Below are 23,958 nucleotides of genomic sequence, written 5' to 3' on the forward strand. Positions count from 1 at the left end.
GATCAAGTCGTAATCTAAAAAATTACGTATCTCAATGTTCCGGCAAGACAGCCATAACTTGGTTATGACCATCATGTCTACTGTTAGTAGTAGACTGAAAGACCCTACCGCTTTTGTCTAGCGTATACGATCTTTGATGTAATCTAGTGGTAGATTATAGACAGGTGAAATAACAGTGCAATAGATGAGAACGAAAAAACTGACCGATCGATCAATTTTATTTAAATTCAAGCATTTTTAGGGGGTGGGGATTTACTAACACGGTTCCTCCCTTTCTTTTTAGACTGATACAAGGCTTCATCAGCCCTCTTCAGCACTGAATCTGAAGACTCACCAACAACCGCAAAAGCCACACCAATACTAGCCGTTACATTCACCTCTGTTTCTTGTTTCTTTTTAGGGTCAAACACCTCAACCAAAGCAGATTCAATATTTTCTCGAATCAATTCCAAAATGCCATCAACCTCGGAAAGGCGCTTGCCTCGGAATACTATGGTAAATTCTTCGCCACCGAAACGGAACGCTCGCCCCGGACTAGAAAACTGTTTCAGCTGGGCAGCAACACTTTTAAGCACTTTATCCCCCATGTCATGCCCATAAGTATCATTGAATTTTTTGAAATGATCGACATCAACCATGGCAATCGCATAATATTTTGACAACCCAACAAGCTGTTCATTCAAGGCTCGCCTACCTGGCAATTTGGTCATATCATCTAAATAAGCCATTCGATGACTTTCCATCAGTAAGAACCAAATCCATAATAAAAACTGGGCAGATAACAATGCATCAAATTGTATATCGGAGGAAACAAAGTGACTGGCGATCAACAAGCTCACAATACTAATTAAGCCACTTGCCCGAAAAGTATCACCACTTAGCCACCAAGCTAGACCAATTGCCAGAGCACTGATAAACAATACACACCATAGTAAAACGTTAGACCAACTAACATCGGTGGCTAAAAATGCATGATCTAAAAACGCAAATGACACCCAGTTTCGTTCAATGGCGTAACACCAGCTAACCAGCATTAAAACAAATAAAATACGATTTACGACAAAGCGATTAAAAAAACCTCGCTCAGGCACAACCCCCAACAAAGCGATACAGAAACAAGAAACGACCAAATATGCGGTCAATGATGCAGCCTGATCCGAGTCACCATAGAGCTTCGGAATCAGTAACAGCAAAACGAGAATCAATACTCGACCTTTATTAAAGTGCCAAGCCAGTAAAATAGCGACGCCAGCAAAAATAAGAGGAAGTAATGGCAACAGACCAAACCACAAAGGTGGTAATAGACCAACATACAAACTAGCATAAACACTCACTAGTAAAATGAAGCACGGAACTAACAATGAACTTAAACGTTCGGACATAAAAAAATCAAACCCATCGAATCATTCGATTAAATACGACTGATATATTGCCCCGAAAACGATTCGATTTCATTAATAATAGTGTGAATTCAAAACTAGAGGAAAATACGATGGGATTACTTGTAGATGGTCAATGGGTTGACCAATGGTACGACACAGAAGCAAGCAAAGGTAAATTCGTACGCAGCGAGTCCGCATTCAGAAACTGGATTTACCCAGAAAGCGAATACCAATCAAATAATCCAAGCCATTTTCCCGCTCAAGCAGGGCGTTATCATTTATATGTTTCGCTTGCCTGCCCTTGGGCTCACCGCACCTTGATATTCATCAAACTAAAGCAACTAGAAGATATTATTAGTATCAGTTGTGTTCACCCAGACATGCTTGAAAATGGTTGGGAGTTTAAGCAAGATGATAACTTTAAAGACCCTAACATTGACATAGGCGATCCATTACACCATTTTGATTTCGCCCACCAGCTATACACAAGAGCCGACCCAAATTACAGTGGAAGAGTCACAGTACCAATATTATGGGATAAAGAACTCAACACCATAGTATCCAACGAATCTGCGGAAATTATCCGTATTTTTAATCGCGCATTTAATGAAATGACAGGAAATCATTTGGACTTCTACCCAAGTAGCATAGCCAATGAGATTGACGAGTTAAATGAGCGAATCTATAACACGGTAAACAACGGTGTCTATAAATGCGGCTTTGCGACTACTCAAGAAGCTTATGAGGAAGCTCTGACACCACTTTTCGACACATTGGAATTTTTAGAAGAAAAGCTATCAACTAGTACTTATTTATTGGGAGAAGAGCAGACAGAAGCAGACTGGCGCCTTTTTACAACACTAATCCGCTTCGATGCCGTCTATTTTGGACACTTTAAATGTAACCTAAAACGCATCTTAGACTACCCAAACATTAATGCTTTTTTAAAACGACTTTACAACGAACCCAATATTGCTAATACAGTAAACTTACAGCACATCAAACGACATTATTACTACAGCCACAAAACAATCAACCCAACTCAAGTGGTTCCTCTAGGACCTGCTAAATTATTTCCTTAAGCATCAGTTCATAAAACAAGGAATTAAGGCAAATTCAAGAAGCCTGAGTTAAAGTCTATTAAAGTGAGCTATTTTTAAGGATAATAGACTCACTTTTTTATCTGCGCACCCCTTCAGTTAGTCATTACTAGCCTTGTAATACCAGCTGAAAAATATAAATATTTGAGACTTGTGGCTATTTATGGAAAAGAAAATACTCTGGATTATCTCTTTTGCAATAATATTTATTTTGTGGATAAAAGCTGGCCCATTTAAATATGACATGGACGATGCACAAGATGGAGCATCTGATACAAGCTCTCTGTATGAAGAGTCAGGGGAAGCAACGCCTGATGAAAAGAACTACTTTAAATCACATCCTATCCAGAAAAGCAGCCCTGACTTTGCAGCTATAACGGATATAAAAGAACGCAAAAAAGCCTTTTTTGACTACTTAACACCTTTTATAAATGAAAAAAACAGCCTTATTTTAAAAGATCGCGAGCGTCTAACTGCCCTGCTTAAAAGTAATAAAAAATTATCAACAAAAAACAAAAAATGGATTTCTACACTTCGCCAAAACCACAAACTCAAAAAACTTGAGAACTATTCAAAAGACGATATACAGGCATTACTTAATAGACTCGACATTATTCCTGCCTCTCTGGTTTTGGCGCAAGCAGCCAATGAGTCTGCATGGGGAACATCTCGCTTTGCCACAAAGGGTAACAACTACTTTGGTCAATGGTGTTTTAGAAAAGGCTGTGGGCTTGTACCAGAATCTAGAAACGAAGATGCAAATCATGAAGTGCGAAAATTCAATGATGCCCGCGAGTCTGTATTTGCCTATATTGATAACCTAAACACTAACGCTGCTTACAAAAAACTCAGAGCCTCGCGCGCGCAGTTAAGACAAGATAAAGAAGTTGTCACAGGCCTTGCCCTAGTTCATGGTTTAGAACACTATTCAGAACGAGGCCAAGCCTACGTAGAAGAAATAGAAGGTTTAATTAATTACAACAAACTTTGGCGCTTCAATCGCTCTCAGCCAAAACCAGAGCAACCATAATCCAATAACAATATTCAAAGCTCAAACAAGAAAAAATGTAATAAAATGCAATTTATTGTTACGAAATTACTTTATGTGGGGTGGCTAAGCGTTACCCCCTTCATTACAATACCGTAATATTTCACCCACTCATCAAACGAGGAAATTCAATTGGCCCGTTTACCTGTTATTGTTGGCTTTGGCGGAATCAATTCGGCTGGTCGTACCTCTTCACATCAAGCATATCGCCGAATTGTCTTTGATCTTCTTCCAAGTTCAATCCAGCAGGATGTTTTACTTGATCTTGCCACTCTTACTAACATGGCCGAACACAAAAATGGCCTTTGGTATACAAATGGTGGGGAAGCATTAGATGCTGCTGCACTTGTTGACAGCATCGGGGAATCACTCCTTGCTCGTACTTTGATTCGTCGTATTCACCCTAGTTTATTTGATGTTGACCATGTGGTTTTGCACAAATCAACAACATTGCAGTCGAGCCAAAGCGAAGAAAAACTCAGTTTTACTATAAAGACACGTTCTCTTCCAAATGATCGCCCTACAAACTGGCAAGTAACTGAGCTTTCAGACATCTTAAGTGAAGTTGTTGTTGACGGTAATCTAGAAACCTTCATAAAAGACACGCGCCCCCTTTCTGTAAAAGCAGCCGGACAACTACCTACTGGCTTTGATCCATCTAAGCTATATCAGAGCCGAAATCATCCTCGGGGCTTACAGATGACGGTCTATGGCGCATCAGATGCAGTTAAGAGTAGTGGTATTGATTGGGAAACTATTCGCAGTAAAGTCGCTCCAGACCAAATGGCCGTTTATGCAGCCAATTCAATAGGTCAAATGGACGACTTAGGATTTGGCGGCATGCTGAAATCAGCCCTTATGGGTAAGCGCACAACATCAAAGCACTTGCCTCTTGGCTATGCTCAAATGCCAGCAGACTTTGTAAACGCTTATATTCTAGGTAGCGTTGGTAACGTAGGAACATCAATCGGCGCCTGTGCAACATACTTTTTTAACTTAGAAAAAGCCATAGAAGGCATCAAAACTGGAAAATTTCGCGTGGCAATGGTTGGCGGCAGTGATGCTCCAATCACCCCTGAAATTATTGAAGGCTTCAGGACCATGGGGGCCTTAGCAGAAGATACAGCTTTGCTTGCTCTAGACGAAATTACAAACCAGGAAGAACCAGATCACACTCGCAGCTGTCGACCATTCGCTCAAAACTGCGGCTTTACCATTGGCGAATCTAGTCAATGGACGCTATTAATGGATGATGAACTTGCCATTGAGTTGGGCGCAGAAATTTTTGGTTCTATTCCAGCAGTATTCTCCCATGCGGATGGGCATAAAAAATCCATTTCAGCGCCAGGCATTGGTAATTATTTGACCATGAGCAAAGCCATGGCTTACCTACAAAACATCATAGGTAATGACGGCTTAACTCAACGCACCTTCATCCAAGCGCATGGCACAAGTACACCACAAAACCGTATCACTGAGTCCCATGTACTAAGCAAAGCAGCCACAAGTTTTGGCGCAACGGAAATACCTGTTGTGGCGATGAAAGCTTTCCTTGGTCACTCTCAAGGTACAGCAGGTGGTGATCAGCTTCACTTATCTCTAGGCGTTTGGAAGGATGGTATTTTACCTGGTATCACAACATCATACGCTGTTGCCGATGACGTTTATCAAGATGGCCTAAAATTCCAACTAAAACACGAAGCCTATGGAAAAGACTATTTTGATGCCGCTTTGCTAAACTCAAAAGGTTTTGGCGGAAACAACGCAACCGCAGTTTTGCTATCTCCGATTCAAACCATGAAAATGCTAAGTAAGCGCTATAGTACTGAGCAAATTAGCGCTTACCAAGCTAAAAACATTGAGGTTGCAGCAGCAGCGGAAGAATACAACCAATCCGCAATTCGTGGTGAAACTCTACCTATCTATAAGTTTGGCTTCAATGTATTAGGTGGCGAAGAACTTAATATAACGGATCAGGAAATTCACTTACCGGGATACGATATGCCAGTAAATCTAAATATAGAAAATGAGTTTAGTGATTTAAAATAAAGTAAACCAAAACCTAAAAGGCTAGCCAATACTGTTAAAATTTCGTATTGGCTAGCTCTTCTTGTAAAAAATCCAGCAACAATCGAGTCTTTCTAGACATCAGCTTTCGCTGTGGGTAGATAGCATAAAAACTGATTTCATAGCCTTTGTAGTTTGGCAATAAATTGACTAATTCACCTGACTCAATATATTTTGCTATCAAAAAATCAGGTTGATAAATTATCCCCAATCCAGCCAAAGCAAAACGCGTTAAAGCCCCACCATTGTTCGCAGTAAAGGCACCAGAAACAGAGACAGTTTGAGACACCCCATTCTCATCCGTCAATGACCAACGCTTTGGCACCAGTGCATTGCTATACAAAAGACAGGAATGATTTTTTAAGTCTTCTATATGATCAAGTTCTCCATACTTTAAAATATAATCTGGTGACGCACATACAAATCCCTTGGAATAACATAAAGGCCGCGCCACAAATTGATCCCCGCCTAAATCCCCTCCTCGAATCGCTATATCTACACCAGACTCGGTCATATCAACACGCTTATCACTGAAATCAACATCCAATTCAATTTGAGGATATAAACGACTAAAGTTATCCAACAAAGGAACAATATGCGATAAGCCAAAATCCATTGGCACACTTATTTTCAATAGCCCTTTTGGCTTTTGCGTAAGATCACCTATTTCATTTTCTGCCTCCTCAATCGCATCGAGTATTGCGATACAATGTTGATAATACTTACGACCAGCATGAGTAATACTGATATTGCGAGTATTGCGCTGCAAAAGCTTCGTCCCTAACTCCTCTTCAATGGAATTTATATAACGTGTCACCATAGGGCGAGAAATCCCCAAAGAGTCACTTGCCAACTTGAAGCTCTCCGCCTCATAAACACGGCAAAACACCTTCATCGCTTGTAGTTTATCCATGCTCTCACCTAAAAAAATAAAAAGTTCCCTTATTATCATTTCTTTTTAGTAAATATTGAATTGCTTTTTAGACTGATTATTTATTAAAAAAAACAATTTAAACTGCTCACATCTTTGAATCTCATATAGGAACGCAAGAATGAAAGTAATTACTATCAGTGCATTAATGCTCGCATCAAGCCTAACAATGGCAGCGGATTACAAAATTGACCTAGCCCATTCAGGGGTAGTGTTTAAAGTCGGACACTTGGGTGTTAGCACAACCGTTGGCCGCTTTAATGAATTCGAAGGTGGCTTCGTATATGCAGAAGACGGTAAATCAGGTAGTGCATCTCTAACAATCAAAGCAGACAGTATCGATACCAACCACGACGCTCGTGACAAACATCTTCGTAGTCCTGATTTTTTAGATGTTAAGCAATTTCCAACATTGACATTTAAAAGCACTAAATTTGAAGGTGACACTTTAACTGGCGACCTAACAATACATGGCGTAACAAAACCGGTTAGTTTTGAGGTTAAGAAAATCGGTGAAGGTAAAGATCCTTGGGGCGGCTACCGTGCAGGTTTTGAAGCAAAAACCGTTATTCAACGCAGTGACTTTGGTGTGACTTACTTTATTCCTGGCGTAACAGATACAACTGAAATTGAAGTTTACGTAGAAGGCATTCGCCAGTAATCAATTTAAAAAAAGCACCAAGGAAAGCGATCATGTACGAAGAAGCCAGCAACTCTACTATTTTAATGCTATTACATACGGCAGTTTACCCTTTTCTCGCCGCACTAATAGTCAGCATTGTTGCTGGCAAATTGTTACGTGCATCGTCTTATCTTGGTTACCTTAGTGGTTTTATTGTTGGACTCGGCCTGATACATTCAGGCTTGAGTTTCCCTCCAAACCAAGCGATAGATTACTACAGCGTAACAACACTAATTGGCATAGCCTCAGTACTTTGCCCAACTTTAATTAAATCACTAACACTTCGTTTCAGTGCTAGCTTTGTGCTATTTGGGCTGTCATTTTATTTCTTACTTAACCCTGTATTAAAGCATTCAGGATTTGTCATTAGCCTTAGCTGGGCTGTTAGTTGCGCACTTGTCACACTGATATACCACCTTCTCACCCAAGAGAAAGCCCAAGAAACAGTTAAGTTTAAAACAAGCAATGCGCGTAATATCTCCCCACTACTTTTACCAATAGGATTGATGATTACTGCAGGCACGGCGGCACCTGTTATATCAATTGGAGGAAGCCTATTAATAGGACAGTTATTGGGAGCCTTAGGGGCAGCATTATTTGGTTATGTGACTGTGAGTTACTTTATAAAAGCAACTCACAGTCACATAACCATTCCTGCATTTTTAATATTAGGCGGACTAATTACACAAAGTCACGTTCTCGCAGACATTCCGTTAAACGTTATGCTCATGCTTGTTGCAAGCTGCTTTGTAACACCTATAGCCACTGCGCTAGGAAACACATTAAGCAATAAACAAAGTACGTTTATTATTATTGGTCAAGCGGTCGCCAGCATCCTAATCAGCGGGCTATGCTTATGGCTGGTTTGGCCTGAAAGCAGTCTTTATTGATTAAAAAATCTAATCTTTAAAGATTGATCTAGAAGATCGCCATAACGGTAATATAATCGCCGCTATGGCGCTGCTGGCCGCACCATATAACAACAAATACAAGACGTCAGATTCGCTAAGATGAAGATTAATAAATACAAAAATATAATTAGGCACCACAATAAATAGCCATATTCCCATAACTAGAAAAAAGCGCCCAAATCCAGATAACCCTTTAACTTTAACCAAAAGCCAAGCAGTAAAATACAAATACACAAAAGCAGAAAACGCGAACAATAAAACCATTCCAACGGTAGGTTGTTTAGCCACCCCCTCCAAGGCTGTGCGCCCCAAAAATGACAGGGGTGTAGAAGAATACCAGATCCCCCCAACAACCATTTGAAAGATAAAAATCAATACGACCGCTTTATGATTTATTTTGTACACACCACCCCCCTATTTTGTCTATTTAGTCCAACTAAAAACCGCCAACTAACTAGCTTGATATAACTCTTTAACTAAACTTCGTAATTTTGATCGCCATGGACGCTGTTTAATGCCAAAGTGATTGAATATCTTTCTGCATGATAATGATTGCCGCTGCATAGCAGAAGTTTCTTGCACCTCTGGAAATGAATCGCCAATAGCCTCAACTTCTACCTGCGCCTTCGGATCGAACTGACTAGATGTTGCCAAAATAGCCTCAACCAAACGAATCCAACTAATCTCCTCTGCACAACAATAATGGTAAATACCCTTATTTTGAGCACCGTAATAACCCTGACTCACAATAGACAAAACAACTCGAACTAAATCTGATACAGGTGTCGGACTTCCGATCAAATCATCCTTATAAGCAAGATTAACCCCATCCTGAATAAGACCAAGCGTCCTACAAACAAAGTCATCCCCTTTACCACTAAATAACCAACCAGTTCGCAATACAATATTTTCAGGATTACTAAGCACAATAGACTCTGCTTCAATCAAAGCCTTTGCATAAGGCTCTGAACTATCTGGCACATCCGTTTCAGCATATGGCACATCTTTATTGCCAGAAAATACCCTAGCACTACTTATCATGATTAATGTCGTGTTCGCCTGTTCACTCAAATACCGCAAAGTGGACTGAAATTTTCCATAATCATTTTGCAGTGCATAACGTAAGCTTAACGCATCAATAATCACATCAAACTGCATCGCATCTAATTCAGCTCTTCGTCCAACATCTAGCAATAACGACTCTTCTGGGCACAGCCATTCAAACTCATTTTTTCCTTCAGAAAGAAGCAATAAAGACGAACCTACTTCTGTACCACTTCCTAAAAGAAGAATACGAATCGGGGCATTAATATTTTGTGTATTATTCAAAGCAAATCCTCATTCCACCTAGGAAAAACCCTCAGTAGATTATCATATGTCTGCACCGCTATATGCTCTACACTCTCTTCTCTTATCATCGCGACACATTGCGCAATGAGCGGAATAGACAGCGGAGTATTATTTTTACCTTGCAAACCCTGAAGCGGCATATCAGGTGAGTCTGTTTCAAGAATAAACGCGTTATCACTAAGCGAAGCCAATACCCGGTGAGCTTTTTGTGCTCTCGAATATGTTACCGTGCCACCAATTCCCAACACAAAACCCAAATCTATAAATCGTTCGGCTTGCTCAATACTGCCATTAAAGGCATGAACAACACCGCCCTCCTTAAAACCAGTTTCCCGCAAGCACTTAAAAACCAAATCATAACTTTTCCTAGCATGCAAAATAACAGGTAATTTCAATGATTTAGCAACCTTTAGCTGGCGAGAGAAAAAATCCAACTGAACCCTCATATCGACAGCATTTGGCCAACAATCTAACCCTATTTCACCCACAGCAACCACACGAGGTGTATCACATTGCTCAGCAAGAAAATCGATTTGATCCAAAGAAGCTTCTGTCAAAAAATAAGGATGTAAGCCATAAGCAGCACGCCACTCAGGATAACGTTTAATTAATGTTGCTAGCTTTGACCAACTAACAAAGGTCGTCGCAGGCACTAAAAAACCAGCCACCTTATTTTCCAGACAGGACAGCATTAACGAATCACGTTGCTCGTCAAACACATCAAAATCTAAATGACAATGGCTATCAATAAACATACACAAAAGATTACATTATTTAGACACTAAGTGTTAGCGTATAAATCACTAAAAACAAAAAAGCCGCGCGAAATGCACGGCTTTTTGAGAGGTACTATAAAATAAACTTAAAGCGATGGACCAGCCTTAACAATAGCATCAGATACAGTATCGAATTTCTTAAAGTTCTCAACAAATTGATTGATCAGATTTTTCGCTTGTGCTTCATAAGCAGCCTGATCAGCCCAAGTTTTACGAGGGTTCAATAAAACCTTATCAACGCCAGGGACCTGGGTAGGAACATCTAGGTTAACATCAGCTAAATGCTCGGTTTCTACATCAGCCAACACGCCAGATTGAATCGCTGAAATTACCGCACGAGTCGTTGGGATACTAAAGCGTTTACCGCCTTGACCATGAGCGCCACCAGTCCAACCAGTATTTACTAGGTACACTTTGCTACCAAACTCTTCAATACGCTTGATCAAAAGATCCGCATATACATCGGCGGAGCGTGGGAAGAAAGGCGCACCGAAACAGGTAGAGAAAGTTGACTTAATACCAGTACCCGCACCCATTTCCGTTGAACCAACCAACGCAGTGTAGCCGCTTAAAAAGTGATATGCCGCAGCTTCTTTTGTCAAAATAGAAACAGGAGGAAGAACACCAGTCAAATCACAAGTCAAAAAGATGATCGCATTTGGCTCTCCAGCACGATTACCCGCTGCACGTTTTTCAATATGCTCACGAGGGTAACCAGCACGGCCATTCTGAGTCAAAGACGTATCTGCGTAATCAGCAACACGCGTTTCAGGATCCAACACAACGTTTTCAACGATTGTACCAAATTTAATCGCATCCCAAATGATCGGTTCATTCTTTTGAGAAAGATCGATAGTTTTTGCGTAGCAACCGCCTTCAATATTGAAAACGGTATCTTTACCCCAGCCGTGTTCATCGTCTCCAATCAAAAAGCGCTCAGGATCAGCAGACAGAGTGGTTTTACCAGTACCAGACAAGCCAAAGAATAAAGTCACATCGTCTTCTGTACCAACGTTAGCAGCACAATGCATTGGTAATACATCATGAGCTGGCAATAAGTAGTTCTGTACAGAGAACATCGCTTTTTTCATTTCGCCAGCATAACGCATACCAGCAATAAGCACTTTACGCTCAGCAAAGTTTAAAATCACACAACCATCAGAGTTAGTACCATCGCGCTCAGGCTCGCAAACAAAATTTGGCGCATTAAGAATCTGCCACTCACCTTTGCCTGATGGGTTATAGACATCAGGACGAATAAACAGGTTGCGACCAAACAACTGATGCCAAGCTGTTTCAGTTCGCATAATCACAGGCAAATAATACTCATCTCCCGCACCGACATGAATGTTAGATACAAACGACTCTTGACCATCAAGATACGCGGCAACTCGATCCCAAAGCGGAGCAAACTTCGCTTCAGGAAACGGGCGATTAACTGGTCCCCAATGAATGCTATCTTTGCTGGATGCTTCCTCTACGATGAAACGATCCATAGGAGAACGACCAGTACGAGCACCTGTTTCAACAACAAGCGCACCGTTATCGGCAAGAACACCTTCGCCATTTTGCAGAGCTTTCTCAACCAACTGCGGCGTAGTTAAATTTTTATGTATGTTAGATACGTCTGATGCGGAGTTCATGTTACTAAATCCTCTGAACTAAAAAGATTGTCTGGTCATTCTTGTTATTATGCGAAGTTTTTTCTGTGAAAAAGATAGTAACAAAACAATCTAAAAAAAAATATTGTTATAACAATATGTTATTTTATTACCATTTTGAAACTTTCTAATAAGTCATAAATAATTGATAAATATAGTTTTTTATAAAAATAAAGCTTATGAAACCTAATTTCAACATTAGGCTATACCGCCAAATACTATTTTTTCTGTAATTTTCTTTCTTTTCTGTAGGCTTTCTACCAAATGGAAAACTTATTACCAATTAAGAAAACAGCAAAAAAGACTTATCAAACCACTACAATTTCCTACTAAAAGGCCATCAAGAATGTAAGGTTTCTATTAAAAAACATCAAAAAAACACAATTATTTGAATTTTTCTTACCTCTAGTATGCCCTGAATCATAGTGCTTCATGGTAAGATTCTTTCTTCAATTTCCCCCAATTGTTCAAAAGGTTGATCGATATTTATGTTAAAAACGAATCAGAACTGCAATATTGGATTTGTCGGCCTGGGTGTCATGGGTAAAAACTTGGCCTTAAATTTAGCTGACCATGGCTACCGAGTTGCAGGTTTTGATCTTGACGCACATAAAATACAAGACGTTTTAGACACCGAAAAGACAGAACGCCCAGATCCATCTGCAGAAGCTCGTATCATTGGCTGCTCCAATATGGAAGACATGCTAGCAAACTTAGTAAAACCTCGTGTGATCGTTGTTTTGGTTCCTGCTGGAAGCCCTGTAGATGCAGTATGCAATAGCTTAATAGATGCAGGATTAGAAGCAGACGATATCGTAGTAGACTGCGGAAACAGTCAGTGGACAGATACCATTCGTCGTGAAGCCGAATACAAAGAAAAATTCAAATTCTTTGGTACTGCGGTATCTGGTGGCGAAGTAGGTGCGCGTTTTGGTCCATCTCTTATGCCTGGTGGCGACGCAGACTCTTGGAAGTATCTACAACCAATGTGGGAAGCCGTTGCCGCTAAAGTAGACGAGAATGGCAAACCTATTGAGAGCAATACGCCTGGCAAGCCTGTTACTGAAGGCGAACCTTGTACCGCTTATCTTGGGCCAAATGGCGCAGGCCATTACGTAAAAATGGTTCATAACGGCATTGAATATGCCGACATGCAGCTTATTTGTGAAGCTTACCACCTACTACGCTCCTTGCTTGGTTACGAACCTGAAGAAATTGGTAAGTTATTTGAAAAATGGAACCAGGGCGTTTTAAACAGCTACCTTGTTGAAATATCAGCCGACATTCTTCAGCAATACGACCACAAAACCGGCGCTCCGCTGGTTGATATGATACTAGACAGCGCAGGCCAAAAAGGCACTGGCCGCTGGACATCTATCAGCGCGACACAAATGGGTGTTCCTGCTGGCATTATCAGCGAATCCGTTTACGCTCGCGCATTAAGCACACTGACAGGCGAGCGAGAGCTTGCTGCAAGCAAGCTTGTAGCTGATGTAGAAAGTGGCGAGATTGAAGCTGAAGAAGTAGAAAAAGCGATCGAAGAAGCGCTTTACTGTGCAAAAATCTGTGCTTACGCTCAAGGCTTCCAACTAATGCGTGCAGCTGAAAAAGAATATGACTGGAAATTTAACTTCAGTGATATCGCTAAAATCTGGCGTGGAGGCTGCATCATTCGAGCTTCTTTCCTACAGAAAATAGCCGATGCTTTTGTCGAAAACCCAGCACTTGAAAATCTACTGCTAAGCGATTACTTCGCTGATGCAATGGCGAGTAAGCAAGCAGGACTTCGTAAAGCCGTTGTCCTTGCTGCACAATCAGGCATTCCGACGCCGTCTTTCTTCTCAGCATTGGCTTACTTCGATGGATACCGCTCTGAAGTTTTGCCAGCTAACTTGCTACAAGCGCAACGAGATTACTTCGGCGCTCACACTTATGAACGCGTAGATGCAGAGCCTGGTCAGAAATTCCATACTTATTGGCAAGAAAAAGGTCGTCCTGAGCGTAAAGCTTAAGATCACAACTTCTAGCTAAAAAAAACGCTGACTTAGCAATAAGTCAGCGTTTTTTCGTTTCAGCTTGAGATGCGGGCTGTTGTTTTAGATTATAAATGAGCATTTTTAGTCTATTGTTAACAAAGTATTGGCAAGCGCAATCGTCAAGACTTCATTTTCTTTTCCATTGAGGTAAGCATACCTCTTAACATTCCAACTTCTTGCTGATCCAATCGCGAACGCTGAAACATACGGCGAAAACGCGTCATCACTTGCATTGGCATTTCTGGATCAAGAAACTCTGTCTGAACTAAAACTTTCTCTAAATGCTCAAGCAAATAATCAATCTGCTCAATATTTGCCGCTGGCACATCCCATTTACTAGCGACAACAGGAGCATCTTTCATCAATAACGTCTTCATACGTAGTTCATAGGCGATAACTTGTACCGCTGCACCCAAGTTCAATGAACTAAAGGTCTCAACTGAAGGAATATGCACGTGGTAATTGCAGCGTTGTAATTCCTCGTTGGTTAACCCTCGGTCTTCTCGACCAAACACAAATGCCGTAACCAAGCCTTCATCAAACACTAAGTCTGCAGCTTGTCTTGGATCTACCAAAGGCCAAGGAATATTACGTTCGCGAGCACTGGTGCCGATGACTAGCTGACAATCAGCCAAGGCTTCTTCTAAAGTATCCACAATAACAGCATTATCTAAAATATCAGTCGCGCCAGAGGCACGGCTTACTGCTTCATCACTAGGATATTCCTTAGGTGCAACAAGATACAGATCTGCTAACCCCATGTTTTTCATTGCACGAGCAGCGCCACCAATGTTGCCAGGGTGCGATGTATTAACAAGGACAATTCTTACTTTATTTTGCATTTTATGTGGTACCAATAGTAGCAGTCGGACAATGCCGCGTATCTTAACAGATATTTACCAGAAAGCCGCAAAGCGATCAGTTTTTAACCAATATTTTACTAGTAAAAAGTGTGCTGTTACGCTAGAATTCGCGCTCTTATTTTGGCGCTCGGTTTTATCACGCTCTTTCTTTAAAAGAGACTCACCTTTGTGAAGCAATTGATAAAACGGAGACCGCTCGCTCTTTAACACTTTATTTGGCAACTTATCGTCTTATAGGCGATATATGCATTTTAATGACGGAATAATTGACGGTAAATTATGCAACCTAGAATCAATGTCGCACTTAAAGCAGCTCGTGCCGCTGCAGAATATATTGTTCACTCACAAGAGAAATTGCTTTTTGATAAAGAACAAGGTCAGTCCGCTGAACAAGTTTATCAAGCCGTTTGCTCTGGCGCTGAACGCAGCATTGTTTACCACCTTGAAAAAGCTTACCCAGCCGACACCATTACAACTCGCCTACAAGGTACAGTTCAAAATGGCGAAGAAGGCGAATGGATCATTGATGCTATTCAAGGACAACACTTATTTTCACGCGGCCTAACAGGCAACATTATTACAATGAGCTACCTAGTTGCCGGTAAAGTGGAGCACGCTCTTGTGCTAAACCCTCATACCAAAGACGAGTTTTACGCTAGTAAAGGTCGTGGTGCTTACCTGAATAACTCTCGAATCCGTAGCAGTGCTGCACGCACATTAGAAAACGTTACTGTAGCAGCACAATTCCCAGCAACAGATCGTCTTATGCCTTCTCTTTCAGGTCAATTCGCTGTGCTAACTGAAATTGCAGAGCAAGGCGCTCGTGCCGTTATGCAAGATTGCCCAGCATTAATGCTTGCTAACGTTGCTGCTGGCCGTCTAGATGCCGCTTGGGGCATTAAACTTCAAGAGTGGGAAATGCAAGCACCGCTATTTATTGCAAAAGAAGCTGGTTGTTTGTTCGCGGGTTTTGATGGCTCACCAAGCTTAGAAAAAGGCGATGTACTTTGCGCAGCACCACGTTTGTTTAAAGTATTGTTACCAACGCTGAACAAACACCTAAACTAAGAATTAAACTTGATTTAAGAAAATATGTCTCGTCCTAAAATACGTTGACGATTTTTGTTAAGCCAGTATGGATTCCATACTGGCTTTTTCATGCACTTCTTCTGGTGTTTTCATATTTAGACTTAAGTGAGGTCGATACCTATTATAAATATCAATAGACTCACTAATATGCCTTTCTAACTCTTTAAAAGTTCTGCATCTTCCAATCAAAAATTCTTGCTTCAATATGCCATTCACCCTTTCTGCTAACGCATTTTGGTAGCAGTCATAGCCATCTGTCATCGACGGTCGTATTTTATTACGTTGTAATTCTTTTTGATAAAGAGCCGAACAATACTGCGACCCTCTATCTGAATGATGCGTTAGTGGCTTTGTCGTTTTACGAGACTGAACCGCTTTCTTTAAGGCTTTAACGACATTGTCTGCTTTCATATCATGACTGAGTTTATACCCCATGATTTTTCGATTAAAAGCGTCTGTCACAAGCGAGAGATAATGCACACCTTCATCACTTTCTACATAGGTAATATCGCTCACAAACACTTCTTCTGACCTTGTCGGTTGATGACCTGCTAAGAGATTCGGGTACTTCTTCATCCAGTGTTTACTGTCCGTTGTCTTGGTATAGCTACGTTTTGGCTTAACCAAGAGACCTTCTTCTCTTAAATAACGAAACAAGCCATCTCGACCGAGCTTTATATCCCGCTCTTTCAGTTTATCTTTCAGCAGAAAATATAACTTTCTTGTACCAAGTCTAGGCATGAAACGACGTATATCCATCACCAAGTCTTTAACAATGGATAGACGGTCTTGTTGTATTAGCTGCCTCTGCTCTTGTTGATAGACAGCTTGCCTGCTAATGCCAAGAAGCTGACAAGAACGGCTTAAACTGATTTTTTCTTCAGTTTGAAGGCGTCTCGCTCCTTGGCTATATACTTTTTTCTAAGATTCATCCCATGTTCAGTATCTAGAATATCAACCACCGTATTGAGTAAGCGATTCCTTAATCGTTCATCTTCCAACTCCCGTTCAAGTCTTTTGATTGTTTGAGCCGGTGTCTCTTTTACTTTCGGGGATTTAGACATGGGTAGCCTCACTTTGGTAGACCAATCCATTTTGCCGTGTTTTCGAAGCCAAGTCAGCACCGTTGATCGGCCTTGGATTCCATAGATCTTTTGAGCTTGCTTATAAGTCATGTCGCCTTTTTCAACGGCCATCACTATCTGTAATTTAAAGCCCATTGTGTAGTCGCGTTGAGTACGCTTGCGTTTGGTATTACTTGGTGTCCCCATAATAGGTCTCCTAGGTGTAAACCTATTTCAGGACGGGACACATATACTTTAATAAATTAAAAAAACGCCCAATGAAAATTTGGGCGTTTTTTAATCTATCGTATTTTAGTTAAGCGTCGGTTTGTGCTGTGGCGTGCTTTTGGTTGAATTTATCGTTTACCCAAAGTGCCAATAATATAATTCCGCCGCCAATGGCTAGGCGTAAAATATCGGCATCTCTGTTCCAGAAAATCACATTGACGACAATGCCAGCAGGAATTAAAAGGTTGTTAGCAACAGCGAGAGTGCCAATATCCACCATTGTCGCACCCTTATTCCAAGCAAAATAACCTAAGCCAGAAGCAACTATGCCAAGGTAAGTTAAAATTGACCATTGAAGCGTTGTCGTTGGTAGTTTATCTGGATTCCCTAACGCTAAGAAGCACGGTATAACAACGGCTAAGGCTCCAAGGAAAAACCAGCCAAAAACCGTGCGTTGTGGCAGATCTGGGCGTTCCTTTGCAATAATACGTTTATAACCAACTTGACCTGAAGCAAAGCAAATGTTGGCTCCTTGAACGATCAACAATCCTTTAATAAACCCTTCATCCACTCCTTGGTAGCGAATGGCAACGGCTCCAAGAATGGCCAAAATTGCACTAATAGCAAAGCCTATATTAAGGCGGCGATCTAGCATGTCATTAATTAGAGTGACATATAGAGGCGTCATAACCGTAAATAGTAAAACCTCGGGAACGGATAAATATAGGAAGGATTGATAATAAAATCCATACATAATGCCAAGCTGTAGAGCTCCGCATACCATTAATTTAAAAGCAATTTTTGCTTCGATCTGACGTAGTTTTAAGAAAGGTAAGAAAACCACTGTTGCAAGTGTTACACGCATTAAAACAGAGAACCAGGCGTCGACCTGACCAGCAAGGTATACCCCAATCAAGCTAAACGAAAAAGCCCAAAGTAAGGTGACTGCAATTAGTATTGGCATATTGGTTTGTTCCAGATGAAAATTTTTGCAAAGTTTACCGATTTATAAGTGAATGGTAAAACAGTTTACTTTGTTATTTTTTATGGTTTACAAATGGTTGAGTTTTGAATCATATTCTGGGGGATCTTTTTATCTGCAAGATTGAGTGAAAAGTGATTTGATTTAGGTAGTTGATCTTTTGTTGATCTACCTAGGGTGTTGTCGATGTTGTCTTTTTAGTTACTGCAAAACCTTGATCTAGATTAATAATTTTATTTTTTATCCTGTTACCTTTTTTGTCACAGACATTTTATTGATCAAAAAAGGAATCTTATTATGAAAGCTTTACTTCCTGTTGCCCTTGTTTCTGCACTTTGCTCATCTGTTGCGTTAGCGCATGAGGCTGGTGATATTTTTGTTCGTGGTGGATTCGCAAAAGTGATGCCGAATGAGAGCAGTGATAATGTATTGAATAAAGGCGAATTGGAACTTGATAACGATACTCAGGTCGGCGTTACTTTTACTTACATGCTAACAGATCAATTTGGTGTTGAGTTGCTGGCAGCTACGCCTTTCACTCATAAAGTGTCGACTAAAGGTTTAGGTGAGGTGGCTGAGGTATCGCATTTACCGCCTTCTTTAATGGCGCAGTATTATTTTGGTCAGGCAAATAGCAAAATCCGTCCTTATATTGGCGCCGGCTTGAATTATACTATTTTCTTCGACGAAAAAGGAAAAGGTGTATTGGCGGATACAGACGTAAATCTTGATAATTCTTTTGGTCTAGCGGCTCAAATTGGTGTAGATGTCAATTTTGCAGAAAATTGGTTTGCTAACGCCTCTCTTTGGTATATGGATATTAATACTGACGTACATACTACGGTAGGGACTTTTGACGCAGATATTGATCCTATTACCTTTATGGCAAGTGTTGGTTATACTTTCTAAAGATGTTTTTCCAAGCGTTACAAGAAAAGCTTTGGTTTTCGAATCAAAGCTTTTTTTATTGTGCTATTTCATAGGACTGAGGTAGGCTTTTCATTTTAAAGTAGATGCCTCATTTTTCATGGAAAAGCAATGCCATTAGAATTTTCACCCGAACTTGAACGTCATTGCCATGTGTTTTTGCAAGCTCAAGGGCATGCGGATTCTGCCCATGATTTGAACCATATTTATCGAGTGGTAAATGTAGCAAAAAAACTGGCTCTTGAAGAGGACGCTGACTTGGCTGTTGTGGTTCCTGCTGCATGGCTTCATGATTGCGTTTCTTTGCCTAAAAATCATCCAGAGCGGCATTTAGCCTCAACATTGGCTGGTGATAGAGCTATTAGTTTCTTGGTCTCAATTCATTATCCAAGCGAATATTATGATGCGATACATCACGCTATTCGCGCTCATAGCTTTAGTGCTAATGTTTTACCAAATACACTTGAAGCAAAAATTGTTCAGGATGCGGATCGATTGGACGCATTGGGAGCGGTAGGAATTGCGCGCTGTATGCAAGTGAGTGGGGCCTTAAATCGTCCGTTATACTCTTTGGACGACCCGTTTTGTGAAATGCGAGAGCCTGATGATACGCTTTATTCAATAGACCATTTTTATAGCAAGTTGTTTCAGATTGCAGATAGCTTGAATACGCCTTCAGCACAGTTGGAAGCTAGAAGGCGTAAAGAGGTTATGCAAATTTTTTTAAGAGACTTAGCATTAGATATTTAATTTATAAAGCTAAGGTTAAATACGGCTATGCGAATAATAAATAACAGTTGCCCTGTTCTATACCGACTGTTGCTTTTTTGAGGTGGCTTCCCTGGCATGGGCCGGTAATACATGTGCCGTCTAGTGGAGAGAAAAGAGCGCCATGATGATGGCATTTTAAATAATCACTTTCCTCATCTAGCTCAAGATCAGAAGACCAATTAAGTTGCTTTTTTTGATGAGGGCATAAGTTCTCATAAGCAAGAATTTGACCTTGTTGCTTAGTGACTAGAAAGCTATATTTTTCTACAGTTATATTTAATGCTTTGCCTTCAGGAAGGTTTTGCGCATTAGGGATAAGGTATTTATTAAACACGTGATTACCGCACTTTTTTATAATGAATGTTGTTTATTTCAGTAGAATTGACGCTTTCCATAATCATGCGAACTAGAGTGAGAATAAAAATCCTCTCATTCTAGTGGTGTTTTCTTTCAATTCTACCGCTGACTATGTGAATAAAGTTCAGCAAAATGTCAGTTAAATAAACTTTCCGTGAGTAATGACTCTAAAGCGCTATGAGCGATGAGTCAATATGCAAGAATTGAGTTAGTTGATTTTAGATCGTTGCTTGCTTTCAGCAAGCTCCCTATACTTAGCCTCTATGACTAAAAAAACTCCGGCAAAATCTTCACGTAAGTCCCCGACTCAAAAGAAAAAAACGCCACAATCTTCCTTTTTGAAGAGGATGTTTCGTGCCCTTTTAAAATGGGGGGTAATTATTGCTTTGGTAGGAAGTATTCCTTTTGCTGGTTGGGTGTGGTGGCTAAATGGGCAAGTTGTTAGTCGTTTTGAAGGGCAGAAATGGCAGGTGCCTTCAGAGGTCTACAGTGCGCCAGTTATATTATCAAGTGGGGCGCCTTGGAAAAAACAAGACCTCGAAAATCTATTGGAAGAAACTGGTTACCGATTTGGTCGAAATAGTCAAAACGTTGGCTGGGCTGCTCGTAGCCAAACGAAAGTCAGTGCGCATTTGCGTTCCTATGTTGATCATCTGGGATTTCATGAGAGTGAGAGGCGTATTTTTTCGTTCCAAGATGGTCGCTTAGTTATTCAAGCTTTGAATGGCGATGAAATTGACGAAGCAAGAATAGAGCCTCAGCGCATTGGCTTCTTATATGGCGGTAATACAGAAAGCCGTCAAATTTTAACATATGATGATATTCCTAAGCCCCTGATTGATATTTTGATTGCGGTAGAAGATCAGGATTTTTATCAGCATTGGGGGATTTCTCCGACTGGTATTGCACGAGCGGCGCTAGTTAATTTAACTCATGGCTCAAGACGCCAAGGTGGCTCTACGTTAACTCAGCAGCTTGTGAAGAATATGTATTTGAGTTCTGAGCGGACTTATACGCGAAAGCTGACTGAAGTGGTGATGAGCTTACTACTTGAGTACCATTATTCGAAAGAAGCCATTATTACGGCTTATATGAACGAAGTGTATTTAGCCCAGTTGGGCAGTAGTGCCTTGCATGGTTTTGCTGCGGCTAGCCAGCATTTTTTTGGTCGCCCGTTGAATGAACTGAATATCGATGAATTTGCTTTGTTAGTTGGTATGGTTAAAGGTCCATCTCTTTATAATCCAGAACGATCCCCAAATCGAGCAAAAGATCGTCGAAATACCGTACTGGCTATATTGAAAAGCCAAGGCCGTTTATCTGATGTTGATTACAGGAGCCTTATAAAGCAACCGATACGACTTGCTGATAAGCAAAAAGAGCGCTCTGTGTTTGGCGATTATTTAGATTTGGTTGCTATGCAATTGTCGCGAGATTTTGATGAAACCACGTTAGCGACGAAAAACTTACGTATATATACTGGGGTTGATATACGAGCGCAGCGAGCGGCAAGTTTAGCCATGCAGCGTCAAGTGGCGGCATTAGAAAAACGTGATCCTAAATTAAAAGGACTACAGGGTGCCATGGTTGTTACTGATAGGCTAAACGGCCAAGTACGCGCAGTGGTTGGTTCTAGTGGGCAGCATTATACAGGTTTTAACCGAGCGTTAGGGGCGGTTAGGCCGATCGGTTCATTGGTGAAACCTCCGCTTTACTTATCTGCCTTGGCAACAGGTCGTTACACTTGGTGGAGTGAAATAGAAGATAAAAAATTACGTTTTAACGTAGGTGGTCAGGTATGGGAGCCTGAAAACTACGATAGAAGAACTCATGGTGTCGTACATCTTTACGAAGCTATGGCTAAATCCTATAACCTAGCGACAGTATCTTTAGCTAACCAAATTGGCTTTGATCGAGTCGGAGATACCTTGCGACAGTTGGGCGTAAAACGACCTTTTACTATGCATCCTGCGATGGCGCTAGGAGCACTAGAGTTATCTCCCTTTGAAGTATCTCGTTTATATCAACCTATTGCCTCTCAAGGAAAGAGTAGTGAGTTGGGGGTGGTGCTGGCAGTTATGGATCAGAAAGATCAGTTGATGAAGCGATTTGATCAGCATAATGACGTGCCTTTTACCGATGCTCTGCTTGCGGTGACTTTAGATGGTATGACAAAAACACCAAAAATCGGTACAGCTAAGGCGGCTCAAGCTGCTTTTCCAAATTTAAATTTTGCAGCTAAAACGGGAACAACAAACCAGCAAAAAGACAGTTGGTTTGTTGGCATCACTGGTGATTATTCCTCTACGGTATGGCTTGGTGATGATAATAACGTACCGTTAAGTATTACCGGTAGTAGCGGAGCATTAAAGGTTTGGGTGGATTTTACAAAAAATGTAAACCCTAGATCTTTACCTGATACTCTGCCCAACGGTGCCGCTCGCTACAATGTCCTAGACAGTAAGTTTGAAATTGCAGCTGACCGCTGTAAAGACAAGACGCCGTTAGCGTTTATTTTAGGTACTGAGCCAAAAGATAGTACTTCATGTTTTTGGCCTTTCTAAATTCATATATATGAAATCAGAAAAGAAGATTGATAATTCTTTAGTTCTTATATAGCCTTCTAGACTGTTGAAAATAAGCAAGTCACTTTCATCTTTAAAGTTAAGTGATTGTTATTGAAGCTTATTGGTGCCTCTATGGACTTAGGATATTAAGGCAATTTGGGAGAAGTTGCTGAGATGAGAAGTGAATTCAAATGCTTCTTAGAAATAACACCACCTTATGTATGCAAAAGAAAAAAGCTTCGCTTATTGTTTGAATTTTATTTGTAAGGGAGTGGCGCTGTATGCGGCTGCACACACACATAGTTTGCTGTTTATTGGCGGTAACTTTTTTTAATGCGGGTATCGCTTTTGCGCAAGACGATTCGTCTTCTTGTGTCTCTCTTACAGCATCTGGTAACTCGGAATATCCTCCTTTTTTGTGGCGAGAAACATCTACTTCAACAGAGTTACATGGCGTTAATCGTCTTATTATTGATGAGTTAAGTCGTCGTATTGATATCCCAATTAGACTTATTCATGTAGGGCCTTGGTCTCGAGCTCAAGGTGAAGTGAAGAATGGTCGTGTTGATCTTATGGCTGGTGCTTTTTATACAAATGAGCGAGCAGATTACATGGATTATTTCACGCCAGTGATGTTGCATACTGCAAGTGTAGTTTGGCAACGTAAGGACAAACCTTTTTCATTTAGTCGAAAAGAAGATCTAGTCGGGAAGTGGGGGGTGACTGTTATCAATAACAGTTTTGGTCAAGAGTTTGACCAATATGCTCAACATAACCTTAATATATTGGCGGTAGCAAGCTTGTCGCAAGCGTTGCGGATGTTGGCTGCGGATCGAGTGGATTATGTCTTGTATGAAAAAAACCCTGCGTATGCTTATGCAACCATGTTGGGATTGTCTGATGCCATCGTTCCTGTATTGCCTTATATCAGCAGTGAGGGTTTGTATCTGACGATGTCTAAGAAGTCAGCTTGCAACGTTAATAGTGTAAAGCGAAAGATCGCTATTGCTTTGCAAGAAATGAAACAAGAGGGCTTCACTGAACAGGCAGTACTTGATGGTGTACAGGAATGGGAAGCCCGTAGTCGAGCAGGTATAACGCTAAAATAAATATGAATTCAAATGAATTGCAAAGGGATACATGATTAGGTATCCCTTTTTATATTA

General features: G+C 40.8%; 21 protein-coding genes. 11 read left to right on the top strand and 10 right to left on the bottom strand.

Annotated features, from left to right (window positions below):
- Window positions 1-227 precede the first annotated feature (227 nt).
- Window positions 228-1,382, bottom strand: coding sequence for a GGDEF domain-containing protein (locus B6N13_RS11465; protein WP_169459418.1), 1,155 nt, complete (start codon window positions 1,380-1,382; stop codon window positions 228-230).
- Between the two features lie 110 nt (window positions 1,383-1,492).
- Between B6N13_RS11465 and B6N13_RS11470 the strand changes: the two genes are divergently transcribed.
- From B6N13_RS11470 to B6N13_RS11480, 3 genes are all read left to right on the top strand, one after another.
- Window positions 1,493-2,464 (top strand): glutathione S-transferase family protein, encoded by a 972-nt coding sequence (locus tag B6N13_RS11470; RefSeq protein ID WP_169459419.1) that lies wholly within the window; start codon window positions 1,493-1,495, stop codon window positions 2,462-2,464.
- 181 nt (window positions 2,465-2,645) lie between these two features.
- Window positions 2,646-3,512, top strand: coding sequence for a glucosaminidase domain-containing protein (locus tag B6N13_RS11475; RefSeq protein WP_169459420.1), 867 nt, complete (start codon window positions 2,646-2,648; stop codon window positions 3,510-3,512).
- 150 nt (window positions 3,513-3,662) lie between these two features.
- The gene (locus tag B6N13_RS11480; RefSeq protein WP_012071165.1) at window positions 3,663-5,579 is read left to right on the top strand and encodes a beta-ketoacyl synthase; all 1,917 of its coding nucleotides are present in this window, start codon (window positions 3,663-3,665) and stop codon (window positions 5,577-5,579) included.
- A 34-nt stretch (window positions 5,580-5,613) separates the two neighbouring features.
- On the opposite strand, the gene B6N13_RS11485 is transcribed toward B6N13_RS11480, so the two are convergent.
- Window positions 5,614-6,510, bottom strand: a complete 897-nt coding sequence (locus B6N13_RS11485; RefSeq protein ID WP_012071166.1) for a LysR family transcriptional regulator — start codon at window positions 6,508-6,510, stop codon at window positions 5,614-5,616.
- A 139-nt stretch (window positions 6,511-6,649) separates the two neighbouring features.
- On the opposite strand from B6N13_RS11485, the gene B6N13_RS11490 reads away from it, so the two are divergent.
- Entirely contained in the window at window positions 6,650-7,189 is a 540-nt protein-coding gene (locus tag B6N13_RS11490) for a YceI family protein (RefSeq protein WP_169459421.1), read from the top strand.
- A 32-nt stretch (window positions 7,190-7,221) separates the two neighbouring features.
- Window positions 7,222-8,100, top strand: a complete 879-nt coding sequence (locus B6N13_RS11495; protein WP_169459422.1) for a hypothetical protein — start codon at window positions 7,222-7,224, stop codon at window positions 8,098-8,100.
- A 9-nt stretch (window positions 8,101-8,109) separates the two neighbouring features.
- Here B6N13_RS11495 and B6N13_RS11500 read toward each other — a convergent pair whose 3' ends face one another.
- From B6N13_RS11500 to B6N13_RS11515, 4 genes are all read right to left on the bottom strand, one after another.
- Window positions 8,110-8,526 carry a hypothetical protein gene (locus tag B6N13_RS11500; protein WP_012071169.1) on the bottom strand — a complete coding sequence of 139 codons (417 nt, stop codon included), beginning with the start codon at window positions 8,524-8,526 and terminating at the stop codon, window positions 8,110-8,112.
- Between the two features lie 45 nt (window positions 8,527-8,571).
- Window positions 8,572-9,450, bottom strand: a complete 879-nt coding sequence (locus tag B6N13_RS11505) for a sugar nucleotide-binding protein (RefSeq protein WP_012071170.1) — start codon at window positions 9,448-9,450, stop codon at window positions 8,572-8,574.
- Window positions 9,447-10,226 carry a TatD family hydrolase gene (locus B6N13_RS11510; protein WP_169459423.1) on the bottom strand — a complete coding sequence of 260 codons (780 nt, stop codon included), beginning with the start codon at window positions 10,224-10,226 and terminating at the stop codon, window positions 9,447-9,449. The genes B6N13_RS11505 and B6N13_RS11510 overlap by 4 nt, the downstream gene beginning before the upstream one ends.
- Before the next feature lie 107 nt (window positions 10,227-10,333).
- On the bottom strand, window positions 10,334-11,890 hold the full coding sequence (locus B6N13_RS11515) for a phosphoenolpyruvate carboxykinase (RefSeq protein ID WP_169459424.1): 1,557 nt from the start codon (window positions 11,888-11,890) through the stop codon (window positions 10,334-10,336).
- A 506-nt stretch (window positions 11,891-12,396) separates the two neighbouring features.
- Between B6N13_RS11515 and gndA the strand changes: the two genes are divergently transcribed.
- Window positions 12,397-13,920, top strand: a complete 1,524-nt coding sequence (gndA, locus tag B6N13_RS11520) for an NADP-dependent phosphogluconate dehydrogenase (RefSeq protein WP_169459425.1) — start codon at window positions 12,397-12,399, stop codon at window positions 13,918-13,920.
- 143 nt (window positions 13,921-14,063) lie between these two features.
- Here gndA and B6N13_RS11525 read toward each other — a convergent pair whose 3' ends face one another.
- Window positions 14,064-14,786 (bottom strand): RNA methyltransferase, encoded by a 723-nt coding sequence (locus B6N13_RS11525; RefSeq protein ID WP_169459426.1) that lies wholly within the window; start codon window positions 14,784-14,786, stop codon window positions 14,064-14,066.
- A 300-nt stretch (window positions 14,787-15,086) separates the two neighbouring features.
- Between B6N13_RS11525 and B6N13_RS11530 the strand changes: the two genes are divergently transcribed.
- Complete coding sequence (locus tag B6N13_RS11530; protein WP_169459427.1) at window positions 15,087-15,875, top strand: inositol monophosphatase family protein; 789 nt, start codon at window positions 15,087-15,089, stop codon at window positions 15,873-15,875.
- Between the two features lie 57 nt (window positions 15,876-15,932).
- Here the strand turns inward: B6N13_RS11530 and B6N13_RS11535 are convergent.
- Both B6N13_RS11535 and B6N13_RS11540 read right to left on the bottom strand, forming a co-directional pair.
- Window positions 15,933-17,167 (bottom strand): IS3 family transposase gene (locus B6N13_RS11535; protein WP_085987546.1). Its coding sequence is split into 2 segments (ribosomal slippage): window positions 15,933-16,798 and window positions 16,798-17,167, totalling 1,236 coding nucleotides; the frame shifts between segments, so codons are not numbered across the junction.
- 109 nt (window positions 17,168-17,276) lie between these two features.
- Window positions 17,277-18,152: a carboxylate/amino acid/amine transporter gene (locus B6N13_RS11540; RefSeq protein ID WP_169459428.1), complete on the bottom strand. Its 876-nt coding sequence runs from the start codon at window positions 18,150-18,152 to the stop codon at window positions 17,277-17,279.
- A 315-nt stretch (window positions 18,153-18,467) separates the two neighbouring features.
- Between B6N13_RS11540 and B6N13_RS11545 the strand changes: the two genes are divergently transcribed.
- Both B6N13_RS11545 and B6N13_RS11550 read left to right on the top strand, forming a co-directional pair.
- Entirely contained in the window at window positions 18,468-19,079 is a 612-nt protein-coding gene (locus B6N13_RS11545; protein ID WP_169459429.1) for an OmpW family outer membrane protein, read from the top strand.
- A 129-nt stretch (window positions 19,080-19,208) separates the two neighbouring features.
- Window positions 19,209-19,847 (top strand): HD domain-containing protein, encoded by a 639-nt coding sequence (locus B6N13_RS11550; RefSeq protein WP_169459430.1) that lies wholly within the window; start codon window positions 19,209-19,211, stop codon window positions 19,845-19,847.
- Window positions 19,848-19,872: 25 nt separating this feature from the next.
- On the opposite strand, the gene B6N13_RS11555 is transcribed toward B6N13_RS11550, so the two are convergent.
- Window positions 19,873-20,202 carry a Rieske (2Fe-2S) protein gene (locus B6N13_RS11555; protein ID WP_169459431.1) on the bottom strand — a complete coding sequence of 110 codons (330 nt, stop codon included), beginning with the start codon at window positions 20,200-20,202 and terminating at the stop codon, window positions 19,873-19,875.
- Window positions 20,203-20,572: 370 nt separating this feature from the next.
- Between B6N13_RS11555 and B6N13_RS11560 the strand changes: the two genes are divergently transcribed.
- Together B6N13_RS11560 and B6N13_RS11565 are read left to right on the top strand one after the other, a co-directional pair.
- Window positions 20,573-22,789, top strand: coding sequence for a transglycosylase domain-containing protein (locus tag B6N13_RS11560; RefSeq protein WP_248280308.1), 2,217 nt, complete (start codon window positions 20,573-20,575; stop codon window positions 22,787-22,789).
- A 284-nt stretch (window positions 22,790-23,073) separates the two neighbouring features.
- The gene (locus tag B6N13_RS11565; RefSeq protein ID WP_012068954.1) at window positions 23,074-23,901 is read left to right on the top strand and encodes a transporter substrate-binding domain-containing protein; all 828 of its coding nucleotides are present in this window, start codon (window positions 23,074-23,076) and stop codon (window positions 23,899-23,901) included.
- Window positions 23,902-23,958: the final 57 nt, after the last annotated feature.

Source organism: Marinomonas sp. UCMA 3892, from assembly GCF_012726345.1.
In the GTDB taxonomy this organism is placed as follows: domain Bacteria; phylum Pseudomonadota; class Gammaproteobacteria; order Pseudomonadales; family Marinomonadaceae; genus Marinomonas.

Bases quoted from the DNA above. Each gene is read 5' to 3' on its own strand.
- B6N13_RS11465 (WP_169459418.1), bottom strand. From the start codon at position 1,382: ATGTCCGAACGTTTAAGTTCATTGTTAGTTCCGTGCTTCATTTTACTA.
- B6N13_RS11470 (WP_169459419.1), top strand. From the start codon at position 1,493: ATGGGATTACTTGTAGATGGTCAATGGGTTGACCAATGGTACGACACA.
- B6N13_RS11475 (WP_169459420.1), top strand. From the start codon at position 2,646: ATGGAAAAGAAAATACTCTGGATTATCTCTTTTGCAATAATATTTATT.
- B6N13_RS11485 (WP_012071166.1), bottom strand. From the start codon at position 6,510: ATGGATAAACTACAAGCGATGAAGGTGTTTTGCCGTGTTTATGAGGCG.
- B6N13_RS11490 (WP_169459421.1), top strand. From the start codon at position 6,650: ATGAAAGTAATTACTATCAGTGCATTAATGCTCGCATCAAGCCTAACA.
- B6N13_RS11495 (WP_169459422.1), top strand. From the start codon at position 7,222: ATGTACGAAGAAGCCAGCAACTCTACTATTTTAATGCTATTACATACG.
- B6N13_RS11510 (WP_169459423.1), bottom strand. From the start codon at position 10,226: ATGTTTATTGATAGCCATTGTCATTTAGATTTTGATGTGTTTGACGAG.
- B6N13_RS11515 (WP_169459424.1), bottom strand. From the start codon at position 11,890: ATGAACTCCGCATCAGACGTATCTAACATACATAAAAATTTAACTACG.
- gndA (WP_169459425.1), top strand. From the start codon at position 12,397: ATGTTAAAAACGAATCAGAACTGCAATATTGGATTTGTCGGCCTGGGT.
- B6N13_RS11525 (WP_169459426.1), bottom strand. From the start codon at position 14,786: ATGCAAAATAAAGTAAGAATTGTCCTTGTTAATACATCGCACCCTGGC.
- B6N13_RS11530 (WP_169459427.1), top strand. From the start codon at position 15,087: ATGCAACCTAGAATCAATGTCGCACTTAAAGCAGCTCGTGCCGCTGCA.
- B6N13_RS11540 (WP_169459428.1), bottom strand. From the start codon at position 18,152: ATGCCAATACTAATTGCAGTCACCTTACTTTGGGCTTTTTCGTTTAGC.
- B6N13_RS11545 (WP_169459429.1), top strand. From the start codon at position 18,468: ATGAAAGCTTTACTTCCTGTTGCCCTTGTTTCTGCACTTTGCTCATCT.
- B6N13_RS11550 (WP_169459430.1), top strand. From the start codon at position 19,209: ATGCCATTAGAATTTTCACCCGAACTTGAACGTCATTGCCATGTGTTT.
- B6N13_RS11560 (WP_248280308.1), top strand. From the start codon at position 20,573: ATGTTTCGTGCCCTTTTAAAATGGGGGGTAATTATTGCTTTGGTAGGA.
- B6N13_RS11565 (WP_012068954.1), top strand. From the start codon at position 23,074: ATGCGGCTGCACACACACATAGTTTGCTGTTTATTGGCGGTAACTTTT.